Origin of the sequence: Arthrobacter sp. AL12, assembly GCF_029960645.1 — a bacterium.
Classification (GTDB): domain Bacteria; phylum Actinomycetota; class Actinomycetes; order Actinomycetales; family Micrococcaceae; genus Arthrobacter.
Window position 1 is genome coordinate 339,033 of sequence record NZ_JASBQY010000002.1, and the last position, 11,626, is coordinate 350,658.

Annotated in this window: 10 protein-coding genes and 1 pseudogene; 6 read left to right on the forward strand and 5 right to left on the reverse strand. The window is 66.7% G+C overall.

All coding sequences use genetic code 11. The annotated features are described in order from the left end of the window. The first annotated feature begins 5 nt into the window (after positions 1-5). A complete protein-coding gene (locus QK291_RS04310) occupies positions 6-911 on the forward strand; it encodes a hypothetical protein (RefSeq protein ID WP_282379445.1) in 906 nt (301 codons plus the stop codon). Between the two features lie 108 nt (positions 912-1,019). Here QK291_RS04310 and glpK read toward each other — a convergent pair whose 3' ends face one another. The 3 genes from glpK to QK291_RS04325 form a co-directional block, all read right to left on the reverse strand. After that, the gene (glpK, locus tag QK291_RS04315) at positions 1,020-2,534 is read right to left on the reverse strand and encodes a glycerol kinase GlpK (protein ID WP_282379447.1); all 1,515 of its coding nucleotides are present in this window, start codon (positions 2,532-2,534) and stop codon (positions 1,020-1,022) included. A 51-nt stretch (positions 2,535-2,585) separates the two neighbouring features. Continuing rightward, entirely contained in the window at positions 2,586-3,335 is a 750-nt protein-coding gene (locus tag QK291_RS04320; RefSeq protein WP_282379449.1) for an MIP/aquaporin family protein, read from the reverse strand. Between the two features lie 156 nt (positions 3,336-3,491). Next, positions 3,492-5,303 carry a glycerol-3-phosphate dehydrogenase/oxidase gene (locus QK291_RS04325; protein WP_282379450.1) on the reverse strand — a complete coding sequence of 604 codons (1,812 nt, stop codon included), beginning with the start codon at positions 5,301-5,303 and terminating at the stop codon, positions 3,492-3,494. A 125-nt stretch (positions 5,304-5,428) separates the two neighbouring features. Here QK291_RS04325 and QK291_RS04330 point away from each other — a divergent pair, with 125 nt between their 5' ends. Genes QK291_RS04330 through QK291_RS04345 form a run of 4 tightly spaced genes read left to right on the forward strand, consistent with a single transcriptional unit; the run spans position 5,429 to position 9,345 of the window. Continuing rightward, the gene (locus QK291_RS04330; RefSeq protein WP_282379452.1) at positions 5,429-6,391 is read left to right on the forward strand and encodes a sugar-binding domain-containing protein; all 963 of its coding nucleotides are present in this window, start codon (positions 5,429-5,431) and stop codon (positions 6,389-6,391) included. A gap of 50 nt (positions 6,392-6,441) precedes the next feature. Next, positions 6,442-7,320: an aldo/keto reductase gene (locus QK291_RS04335; RefSeq protein ID WP_282379453.1), complete on the forward strand. Its 879-nt coding sequence runs from the start codon at positions 6,442-6,444 to the stop codon at positions 7,318-7,320. Between the two features lie 10 nt (positions 7,321-7,330). Further along, the gene (locus tag QK291_RS04340; protein ID WP_282379454.1) at positions 7,331-8,260 is read left to right on the forward strand and encodes an alpha/beta hydrolase; all 930 of its coding nucleotides are present in this window, start codon (positions 7,331-7,333) and stop codon (positions 8,258-8,260) included. Further along, positions 8,257-9,345, forward strand: a complete 1,089-nt coding sequence (locus tag QK291_RS04345) for a glycosyltransferase family 1 protein (protein ID WP_282379455.1) — start codon at positions 8,257-8,259, stop codon at positions 9,343-9,345. Before QK291_RS04340 ends, QK291_RS04345 begins: the two co-directional genes overlap by 4 nt. Before the next feature lie 64 nt (positions 9,346-9,409). Here the strand turns inward: QK291_RS04345 and QK291_RS04350 are convergent, their stop codons facing one another. Beyond that, the gene (locus QK291_RS04350) at positions 9,410-9,994 is read right to left on the reverse strand and encodes a hypothetical protein (RefSeq protein ID WP_282379456.1); all 585 of its coding nucleotides are present in this window, start codon (positions 9,992-9,994) and stop codon (positions 9,410-9,412) included. Between the two features lie 757 nt (positions 9,995-10,751). Here QK291_RS04350 and QK291_RS04355 point away from each other — a divergent pair. Continuing rightward, positions 10,752-11,141 carry a ClpX C4-type zinc finger protein gene (locus tag QK291_RS04355; RefSeq protein WP_282379457.1) on the forward strand — a complete coding sequence of 130 codons (390 nt, stop codon included), beginning with the start codon at positions 10,752-10,754 and terminating at the stop codon, positions 11,139-11,141. Between the two features lie 125 nt (positions 11,142-11,266). Here QK291_RS04355 and QK291_RS04360 read toward each other — a convergent pair. Beyond that, a pseudogene (locus tag QK291_RS04360) lies at positions 11,267-11,626 on the reverse strand (hypothetical protein); the annotation flags it as partial.

Consider the following 11,626-nt stretch of genomic DNA (forward strand, 5'->3'; position numbering starts at 1 on the left):
GTGACATGGCTCTACCAGGAAAACGCTTCACCGCGTACGGCTCCGCAGTCCTGCTGGTGCTGGCGACGCTGACGGTCACGACGGCGGCTGCAGCCACCGCCGCTTCGGGTCCCAAGGAACTCTGCGGACGCGGCTCGGCGATCGACTTCGATCCCTGGGAATTCCCTGACTCGCCGCAGATCAACAACAAGTGGTTTCCGCTGAAGCCAGGGATGCAGTACACCACCGACGGAACGGTCACATCGGCGGACGGAACCAGCGCTCACAAGGTTGTCCATACCGTCACCGGCCTGACCAAAGTCATCGACGGGGTGAACACCCGGGTGATGTGGGACCGGGACTACTCCGACGGCGAACTGGCCGAATCCGAACTGGCGTTCTTCGCCCAGTCGGAAGACAACAACGTCTGGCTCTTCGGCGAGTATCCGGAGGAGTATGAGAACGGCAAGTTTGTGGGTGCGCCGAGCACCTTCATCAGCGGGATCGCCGAGGCGCAGGCTGGGACCGCCATGCAGGCCCATCCGCGGACCGGCACACCTGCGTACGTGCAGGCGTATGCCCCCCAGGTCGATTTCCTGGACTGCGGCGACGTGTTCAAAACGAACCAGCACGTGTGCGTCCCGACCGGGTGCTATGACGATGTGCTGGTGATCGACGAGTTCAACCCGCTGGATCCGCCCTCCGCCGGGCACCAGCGGAAGTTCTACTCCGCCGGCACCGGGCTCGTAAAGGTCACTGCCGTAGGCGGTGACCAGCAGGAGACCATGGACCTGGTCAAGATCCGCCAGCTCAGCGATGCGCAACTCAAGAAGGTCAATGAGCAGGCGCTGGAACTGGACAGGCGCGCCTACAAGGTCAGCAAGGACGTGTACGCGAAGACGCCGCGCGCCGTCGAAGTGGATCCCCGTTAACCGGCACCAGGACTGACCTGTTGCCTCCGTCCCCGGCGGCACACTGGAAGAGCCCCGGCCAGCAAGGCTGGCCGGGGCTCTTCGTGTCCCCGGAGGGGCGCGGAAAGGCTACTTAACGTCCTCGTCGACCCAGTCCATGGACTTGGTGACGGCCTTCTTCCAGAGGCGCATCTGGCGCTCGCGCTCCGCCTGATCCATCCGCGGCTCCCAGCGCTTGTCCTCAGACCAGTTGGCCGAGCACTCGCCGAGGTCCTTCCAGAAGCCGACGGCCAGGCCGGCGGCGTAGGCGGCGCCCAGGGCAGTGGTCTCCACGACCTTGGGCCGGATCACCGGAACGCCGAGGATGTCCGCCTGGAACTGCATCAGCGCGTCGTTGGCGACCATGCCGCCGTCGACCTTCAGTTCCGTCAGCGGCACACCCGAGTCGGCGTTGACGGCGTCGAGGACCTCGCGGGTCTGGAAGGCGGTGGCCTCCAGCGCCGCGCGGGCGATGTGGTTCTTGTTCACGAAGCGGGTCAGGCCGACAATTGCGCCGCGGGCGTCGGAGCGCCAGTAAGGTGCGAACAGGCCGGAGAACGCGGGCACGATGTACACGCCGCCGTTGTCCTCGACCGCGGCCGCCAGGGTCTCGATCTCCGGGGCGCTGCTGATCATACCCAGGTTGTCCCGCAGCCACTGCACCAGCGAACCGGTCACGGCGATGGAACCTTCCAGCGCGTAATGCGGTGCGGCGTCGCCGAGCTTGTAGCCGACCGTCGTCAGCAGCCCGTTCTTGGAGTGGACGATTTCCTCACCGGTGTTGAAGATGAGGAAGCAGCCGGTGCCGTAGGTGTTTTTGGCTTCACCGGCGTCGAAGGCGGCCTGGCCGAACGTTGCGGCCTGCTGGTCGCCGAGGATGCCGGCGACCGGGACCTCGCGCAGCAGCTGGGAGGTGTGCACCGTGCCGTAGACCTCGGAGGAGGACTTGATGGCCGGCATCATGGAGGCCGGAACGCCGAAGGCGTCCAGGATCTCCTGGTCCCAGGAAAGCGTCTCCAGGTCCATGAACAGGGTCCTGGAGGCGTTGGTGACATCCGTGACGTGGACGCCGCCGTCGGTCCCGCCGGTGAGGTTCCAGAGCACCCAGCAGTCGGTGTTGCCGAACACCAGGTCTCCGGCCTCAGCCTTGGCGCGGGCACCCTCGACGTTGTCCAGGATCCACTTGATCTTGGTTCCCGAGAAGTAAGTGGCCAGCGGCAGGCCGACCTTCTGCTTGAACCGCTCGGGTCCGCCGTCCCTGGCCAGCTCGTCCACGATCGGCTGGGTGCGGGTGTCCTGCCAGACGATTGCGTTATAAATTGCCTTGCCGGTGGTCTTGTCCCAGACAACCGCGGTTTCACGCTGGTTGGTGATGCCCACGGCGGCGATGTCGTGGCGGGTCAGGTTTGCCTTGGACAACGCGGAGGCGATGACCTCGCGGGTGTTGTTCCAAATCTCGGCGGGGTCGTGCTCCACCCAGCCTGCCTGCGGGAAAATCTGTTCGTGCTCCATCTGCCCCGAGGAGACGATGTTGCCGCTGTGGTCGAAGACGATGGCGCGGGTGCTGGTGGTGCCCTGGTCGATGGCGATTACGTACTGGTTCATGTTGACGTCCTTGTCTTGGGCTGGGAGTTGAATGAGTGCGTAGCGGGTGGGTTAGGCGGCTGCGGTGGCGATGATCGGCACGACTGCTGCGACGAGGCCGGCGAGGCCGCCGCCGACCAGGGGTCCGACGACCGGGATCCAGGAGTAGCTCCAGTCCGAGGAGCCCTTGCCCTTCATGGGCAGCAGTGCGTGGGCGATGCGGGGGCCAAGGTCACGGGCCGGGTTGATGGCGTAGCCGGTGGGGCCACCGAGGGAGACACCGATACCGACAACGAGCAGGGCCACGGCGAACGGGCCGAGCCCCGAGGGCGTCCCGCCGAAGGTCAGGATGACGAAGACGAGGACAAAGGTGCCGATGATCTCCGTGATCAGGTTCCAGGGGGTGGAGCGGATGGCCGGACCGGTCGAGAACACCGCCAGCTGGCTGGCGGGCTCCGGCTCGGCGTCGAAGTGCTGCTTGTAGGCCAGCCACATGACCACGGCGCCGAGGAAAGCACCGAGCAGTTCACCGCCGAAGTAGGTGAGGGTGGAGGCGAAGTCGACCGGGACACCCGGTGCGTACTCCTTCTTGCCATTAAGCAGCAGGCCGAAGGTCACGGCGGGATTCAGGTGGGCCCCGGACATGGCGGCAACGTAGACGCCGCAGAAGACGGCGATGCCCCATCCCCAGGTGACCATCAGGAACCCGCCGTTGTTGCCCTTGGTGCCTTTGAGTGCAACGTTTGCCACAACGCCGCAACCCAGCAGGGTCAGCATTGCGGTACCGAATACTTCGGACAGGAAAACAATTCCGAGAGACATCTTTGACTCCTCTATTTTCTGTTGTCAGCCCTCGCGGGTTTGAGGGGCTGTTGGGCCGGCAACGTGCTGGCGCCGCCGGCCGGCCACTGCGCCGGTCCCCGAGAGGACCACGCAGTCCTTGCGCCCGGACGTCCCCCGTCCGGGCGCCGAGGTCTATCAGGCGACCAGGCTGTGGACCTGGACGCCGTGGAACCGCTTGAGCACCTCCTGAGCGTGGGTGATCTCCGACGACCGCGTCGCCGTGTCCCAGCCCAACGGGCCGGAGAGAATGTCGGCAACCTCGTTCAGCAGCTCGCCTGTCACCAGCCCCCGGAAGGCGAGGGAGGTGCGGCGGATCAGTACGTCGACCAAGTGGCCGACCTGCTCGTTACGGGCCATGAACTCCAGCTCGCGGACGCTGAGTTCCCGGGTGGAGTGCAGGAGCCGGTCCGGGGCGGCTCCCGGGGTGCCGTCGAGGAAGCCGATGACTTCCTCGGCGCGGGTGCCGTAGCGGGTCAGCAGTCCGGCCGCGCGGTCCGCGTCGCGTCCGGCGGCCATGTGCGCCTTGATCCAGCGCTGCACGCCGTCGTCGCTGTCCGGGAATCCGGCGCCGCCGCCGATGGCGAGTTTCGCCGTCGAGACCTTCCGCTCCATCCCCAATTCGGCGAGGACGTCGTTGCTCAGGTGTTCGGCGAGGGCCCGGAAGGTGGTCCACTTTCCGCCGACGAGGCTGAGCACGACGGCGCCGCCGCCCTGTCCTGCTCCAGCGCCCGGTATGGCGCCGGCGCGGCGTTCGATCCGGTAGTCGCGGCTGACGAAGCCGGGCTGGGTGGCGTCGTGCCTGGGCAGCGGGCGGACACCGGAGAAGGTGTAGACGATCTGCTCCCGGTCCACGGAAATGTCCGGGAAGACGTGGCCGATCAGGTCAAAGAAGTAATCGATCTCCGCCTCGGTGCACACCGCGTCCTCGGCCATGTCGGCGTCGACGTCGGTGGTGCCCACCAGGACCCGGTCCCCCATCGGGTAGATCAGCACGATCCGGCCGTCGGTGTGTTCGAAGAAGATCTCGCGGCCGTTGCAGGCGGCCAGCAGCTCCGGGTGATCCAGCACGATGTGCGATCCCTTGGTGCCGCCCATGAACGCCGACGCCGCACCCATGGCCTGGTTGGTCTGGTCGACCCAGGCGCCGGTGGTGTTGACGATGACGTCCGCGGAGAAGTGGAACACTTCACCGGTGAGCTCGTCGCGAAGTTCCACGGTGCTTCCGGTACGCCCGGGTCCTGCGCCGTCCCGGACGGAGACCAGGGAGAGGTAGTTGCTGGCACGGGCGTCGCTGGGGCCCGCGGTGCCGGCCTTCTCACCATCCTGGAGCACGTCCAGGGTCAGTCGCTCCGGGTTGTGGACGGAGGCGTCAAAATACGTGGCGGCATACTTGATGCCCGGGTGCAGGCGCGGCAGTTCCGCCAGGGCCCGCTTGCGGCCGCGGAACTGGTGGCGGGGGACGGTTCCGCCGTCACGGGAGAAGAAGTCGTACAAGCTCAGGCCGAGCTTGATCAGGAATGCCCCGCGTTCCTTGGGGGCGCCCTGCTGCTTGTGCGTCAGGAAACGCAGCGGAGCGGAGAGGATGCCGGAGAAGGTGCTGAAGATGGGGATGGTGGTCTGCAGCGGTTTGACGTAGTGCGGGGCGATGCGCAGCAGCCGGTTGCGTTCCACCACCGATTCCTGGACGAGGCGGAACTCGCCGTTCTCAAGGTAGCGGATGCCGCCATGGATCATGTGTGAGGAGGCGCCGCTGGCCCCCTGGCAGTAGTCACCGCGCTCTACGAGGGCGACGTCCACACCCTGCAGGGCCAGGTCCCGGAACGTGCCCACTCCGTTGATGCCGCCGCCGATGATCAGCACCTGGGCGTGGGGCCGCGTCCGCAGCTTCTGCACCGATGCTCGCTCGCCGGCCGACGCCTGGTTGCGGGCTGAATCCTTCTGTCCCAAGAACTGCTCCTCTGGGTTTAGTCCTGTGCGGCGCGCCACGTGGCGCGCCACCGTTCAACACTATTCTTTGGACTAATGGAAAATGGAGTCAAGCACTATGCACAAACGTGCAGAACGGAAATGGAATGACGCCCTCACGAAGCTCCGACGCCCTCCGCGCGGCCCAGTTGTATTACCTCCAAGACCTGACCATGGACGCGATCGCCCGCGAGCTCCGCACGTCCCGGTCCACCGTGTCCCGGCTGCTTTCCTCGGCCCGGGAATCGGGGCTGGTGCAGATCCAGATCCGCAGTCCGCTGGACACGGGCCCCGAACTGGCGAGCATGATCCGCGCCGAATACAAGGTCGATGTGCACGTCGTTCCGGTGGTGGACACGCTGAATGAGGCGGAAACACTGGACCGCGTGGCGATGCAGGCCGCGCGCACCATCGGCCCGCTGGTCGACTCCAACGCCATCATCGGCGTCGCGTGGGGCTCCACCCTGAGCGCTGTCAGCCGGCACCTGACCCGGAAGATCACCCACGACAGCGTGATCGTCCAGCTCAACGGGGCCGGCAACATGCAAACCACGGGCATCACCTACGCCTCCGACATCATGCGGCGCTTTGGCAGTGCCTACGGGGCGCGGGTGGAACAGTTCCCGGTCCCGGCGTTCTTCGACCACGCCGCGACGAAACGGGCCATGTGGAATGAGCGCAGTGTGCAGCGGGTCCTTGAACTGCAGGCCCGCATGAGCATCGCCATTTTCGGCGTCGGCTCGGTCGACGCCGACTACCCCAGCCACGTCTACGCGGGCGGCTACCTCGACGAAGACGACCTGGCGGTCCTGGCCTCCTCCGACGTCGTGGGCGATGTGGCCACCGTCTTTTTCCGGGCCGACGGCTCCTCGGACGGCATCACCCTCAACGAACGCTCCACCGGCCCGGACCTGGCCCAGTTGCGCCAGGTCCGCCGTCGGATCTGTGTCGTGTCGGGCGCCTCCAAGATCAACGGCCTGCGCGGCGCCCTTGCCGCGGGGCTGGCCACCGACCTGATCCTCGACGAGGCCAGCGCCCGGCGCCTGGTCAGCTTCGACGGCTTGTCCTGAACCGGCCCGCCGTGGGCAGTCCCGCCGGAGGAGTCGGTAAAGTCGATGCTATGAAACCCTCGCCGCGCCTCAGCCTCAACAATGGAGTACTGATCGACCAGGTGGGGTGCGGACTCTATAAGGTGCCCCCTGAGGACGCCGCCGGACTTGTGACCATGGCGCTGGAGGCCGGCTACCGGCACTTCGACACCGCGGCCATGTACGGCAACGAGACAGGCGTTGGCCGGGGTATTGGCTCGCTGTCGAGTTTCGTGAGCCCCGAGGACGCCCGCGGCGGATCCGGCGAGTCCTCCCCCTCGCTCTCGCGCGAGGACCTGTTTGTCACCACCAAGCTCTGGAACGACGACCAGGGCTACGACGCCACCCTGCGCGCCTTCGACACGTCCATGTCCAACCTCGGACTGGAATATGTGGATCTGTACCTGATCCACTGGCCCTGTCAGCAGCGCGGGCTGTATCCCGAGAGCTACCGCGCCATGGAGACGCTGTACCGGGAGGGCAGGGCGCGGGCTATCGGAGTCTCCAATTTCCAGCCGGCCCACCTGGACCGTCTGCTGCAGAGCGCGGAAGTCGTCCCGGCCGTCAACCAGATCGAACTGCACCCCTGGCTCCAGCAGCAGGAGCTGCGCACCCTGCACGGCGAACTCGGAATCACCACCGAGGCGTGGAGCCCGCTTGGCCGCGGCCAGGTCCTGCAGGATCCGCTGGTGCTGGACCTCGCCGCGGCGCACGGCAGGACCCCCGCGCAGATCATCCTCCGCTGGCATATCGAGCTCGGCAACGTCACCATCCCCAAAGCGAGCTCCTACGCCCGGATCAAAGAAAACCTGAACGTCTTCGGCTTCAGCCTCGACGACGCCGCCATGGACGCCCTGGCCGGTCTGGAACGTGGCTTCCGCACCGGCTCCCACCCGGACTCAGTCAACTAGGACTTATCGAATGGAACACGTGGCCACCGAGCCTTCCTCCACCACTCCCCTGTTCAGCGCCGGGCTCGGGGCCCGCACCCATGGCTCCGAGGTCGTCCTTGAGGGCACCAGGGTCGCGTACTGGAGCTATGAGCCGGTCCGGGTGACGCCGGAGACCCGGACCATCCTGGTCATCCACGGCTTCCGGGGCGACCACCATGGCCTGCTCCGGGTAGCCGACCAGCTCCCCGAGATGCGGCTGATCATGCCCGACCTCCCCGGCTTCGGCAGCTCTGCCGCCTTCGTCGGCGCCGAACACAGCGTTGAGCGCTACGGCCGGTTCGTCTCGGACTTTATAGGTGCCCTGGGTCTGGGGCCCGACACGGTCCTGCTAGGCCACTCCTTTGGCTCCATTGTCGCGGGCCACTACGTGGCGGCGCACCCCGGCACTGTCTCCGAGCTGATCCTGGTCAACCCGATCGCCGCTCCCGCCCTGGAGGGGCCCAAGGGGCTCATGACCAAGCTCGCCGTCCTGTACTACGAAGCCGCCGCGCGCCTTCCCCGCCGGCTGGGGCAGGGCCTGCTGCGCAGCCAGCTGATTGTCCGGGTCATGAGCGAGACGATGGCAAAGACCCGGGACAAACAGCTCCGGCGTTTTGTCCATGCCCAGCACAGCGCCTATTTCTCCGCGTTTGCGGACCGCGAGAGCCTGCTGGAGGCATTCAAGGCCTCGGTCGGCAGCAATGTGGCGGAAGTGGCCGGCAGCCTGACCCTTCCCGTGCTGCTGATCGCCGGGGAAAAGGACGAGATCGCCGCACTGCCGGACCAGCACACACTGCTGGCCCTCCTGCCGGACGCGCACCTCGACGTCATCCCCGGCGTCGGACACCTGATCCACTACGAAACCCCGGAACCCGCCGCGGGCTTTATCCGCCGCTTCCTGAAGGACCATTCCGCGTGAAAATCCTCATCGATGCCCGCTTCACCCGGCAGGACCACCATGACGGCATCAGCCGCTACGGTTCCAGCCTGATCGAGGCGACGGCAAGAATCGCCGATGTCTCCATGCTGATCAGCGACGTCCGCCAGCTGGCCCTGCTTCCGGATGTGCCATACACCCTGATCAACAGCCCGTTGTCCCCCGCCGAGCTGTTCGTCGCGGGCAGAGTCAACAAGCTCGGAGCCGACGTCGTGGTGTGCCCGATGCAGACCATGGGCAGCTGGGGCCGGAAGTACGCGCTGGTGCTGACCCTGCATGACCTGATCTACTACGAACACCCGGCACCTCCCGGTTTCCTTCCGGCCCCGGTCCGGGTCCTCTGGCGGCTGTACCACAAGGCATTCTGGCCGCAGCGGCTCCTGCTGAACCGGGCCGACGTCGTCTCCACCATCAGTTCCACGACCGCCGCGCTGATCTCGAAGTACCGGCTCACCCGGCGCCCCGTCCGGATCGTCGGCAACGCCCCGCAGCACGGCCACGCGCCGCGGGACCCCGGGGCGGGAGCGGACAAGACGCTGCTGTACATGGGTTCCTTCATGCCGTACAAGAACGTCGAGACCATGATCCGGGGCATGGCGGATCTCCCGGACATGACCCTGCACCTGCTCAGCCGGATCACCCCCGATCGCCGGGCCGAGCTCGAGGCCCTGACACCGGCGGGCGCCGACATCGTCTTCCACAACGGCGTGACCGACGCCGAGTACGAGGCCATGCTGGGACGCACCACGGCCCTGATCAGCCTGTCCAGGGCGGAGGGCTACGGACTGCCTCTCGTTGAAGCCATGTCCCACGGCACGCCCGTGATCGCCAGCGACATCCCCATCTTCCGCGAAGTGGGCGGCGACGCCGTCAGCTACGTCCACCCCGATTCCCCGGCGGAGTTCGCCGTTGCGGTCCGGAAGCTTGAGGAGCCGGACCTGTGGAAGGCCCGGTCCCGCCGCTCGGTGGAACGCGCAGCGGACTTCAGCTGGGACGAGTCCGCCCGCAGGCTGCTGGGCGTCGCCGAAGAGGCTGTGGCGCTGCGCGCACGCCACTCGGGCCTGTGATTGATACCTCGGCGGGAGTCAGCCGGTAACGAGGCGGGCGCCACCGTCTAAGTCCGCCGGAATCTCACGCCAGATCCGCATTGGCGAAAAAACGATCGGGACAGCAGAGGCGCCGGCGAGCAGGGCCCAGATCCAGAGCACGGGCTGGACACCCATCCATGAGGCCAAGACGCCCCCCGGTCAGGCTGGCGAGCGGCATGATTCCGAGGACGAAGAGCCGGCTGCTCGCCATCACGATTCCTAGCCGGTGGGCCGGAGCGATGCGCGGGATGATGCCGGCACCAGCCACCGACATGACCACGACGAGGAAGGCCCACCCGAACGTGGACGCGCCGAGCCAGAGGGCCGGGAACCAGGGCAGGACCGCCGCCAGGGGCGTCAGTGCGACTACCGGGACGCAGGCGACTCCGGCGAGAATCCTGGTCCTCCCGATGCCCCAAAGCTTCAGAAGGGCCGGCCCGGCGAAGGAGGCCGCCAAGCCGCCCAGGGCGGCGAAGGAGCCAAGCAGAGCAAAAACAGCGGGGCTGAGCCCTAGGACGCCCAGAGCGTAGACCGCCGTGGCGGCGCTGCCGATCATGGTGGCCGCGTTGAGGATCATGCCGGACAGGAAGTGGCCTCTGAGCACCGGGTGGTAGATGGTGAAGGACAACCCGGCCCGTGCTGCCGGCCAGAAACCCTCCTCGTGCCGGGGAGGTTTTGATGTCCTCGCCGACCTGGATGCCGGTGAGGGTCAGGCCGGATAAGGCGTAGGAGATCCCTGCCGTCACCAGGGCGAACGGTGCTGCCATGACGCTGAGCAGAGCCGCCGCCAGGGACGGGGACCCGACGGCGACCAGGCTGGCGGACGATTGCAGCCGGGCGTGGGCGTCGCTGATCTGCTCCCGGTCCACCACGGAAGGGACGAAGGCTCCATGGGCGGTGGTGTACACGGCGTCGGCGACGCTGATCAGCACCACGCAGACCAGCAGGTGCCCGATCGTCATTGCACCCGTCACGAAGACCGCCGGAACGCTTAGGACCACCAGTGCCCGGGCCACGTCCGCGGCGATCATGAGCCGTCGTCGGCTGAGCCTGTCCACCCAGACGCCGATCGGGACGCCCAGGACAAGGAAGGCACTCAGGCCCAGGGCGTTGATGATTCCCACCTCCCAGGCGCCGGCACCAAGCATCGAGACCGCAATGATCGGGATCATGACGCGGGTTGCCTCATCCCCCAGCCCTTCCAACGCGCTGGCCATCCACAGCTTCCGAAAAGCAGCAAGCCGCATTAGTGGTGTTTTACCGGGCGGCCGGCTTGTGGGATCTGCAACTGGATGTAAGGTCACGCCTGACAATCTGTCAGGCAACCCCTGACATGTCAACAACTAGACTGAACATTGTCAGCCAACGTGCGCAAGGAGAATGCCGTGGATACCGATCTGCCGCTTGCGGGCCCGATGATGTGCAGCTTCTGTGCAAAATCAGCCAGCAGTATGCGTCGTCTGGTGGCAGGTCCGGGTGTCGCCATCTGTGGGGACTGCGCCAGGTCATCCATCAGGCTCTTGAGCGGCACGGACAGTTCACCGGAAGAGGCTCCGTGGGCGGGAATGACTGATGAAGCGCTGCTCGCCCACCTGCCGGAAATTTCCGCCGTCGCCGCACAAGTCGAGGACCGGCTGTGCGCGTGGGTGGAGACCGCCCGGCAAAGAAGTATCAGCTGGGCACGCATTGGCGCTGCATTGGGCATGACCCGCCAGTCAGCGTGGGAACGCTTTAGGTCGCCGGCCGCTGACGCCTCCTCGTCCGACACACCCTGAGCCTGCTGCCCGTGCCGTCCGCGGCCGTCTCTCCACCTCGAACTGGCACTGCCGTCCGGGGGATGCAGCCCGGACGATAGCCGCTAGCCAGCAGCAGGCTTCCGGCTGCTTAGTCGCATGGAGGACTAGGAACGAGTCCGGGAAAGGGTCCTCGGGGGCGCTGGCCAGCAGGGATCGTCCGTGTCCGCGGCAGGGAATTCGTGCCCGGAAGGGAAGTGGTCCCAGTCCGGGAAGGGGTCCGGCGGTAGTTCCAGGTTGGGGTCCCGGTCGGGGTCCGGGGCCAGTTCCAGGTCGCAATTCCAGCCCGGGTCCGCGGGCAGGTCCAGTTCGGGATCCCAGTCCGGGTCCGCCGGCAAACCCTGGCCCGGTACTTCGTCCGCGGGCGGGCCTACGTCGAGTCCTTCGCCCGCGGCCGGGAGTGTGCCGGTGGCCGGGAGGTGGGGTGGCCAGTCGGGTGGTTCCCAGTCCTGCTGTTCGCTGGGGTA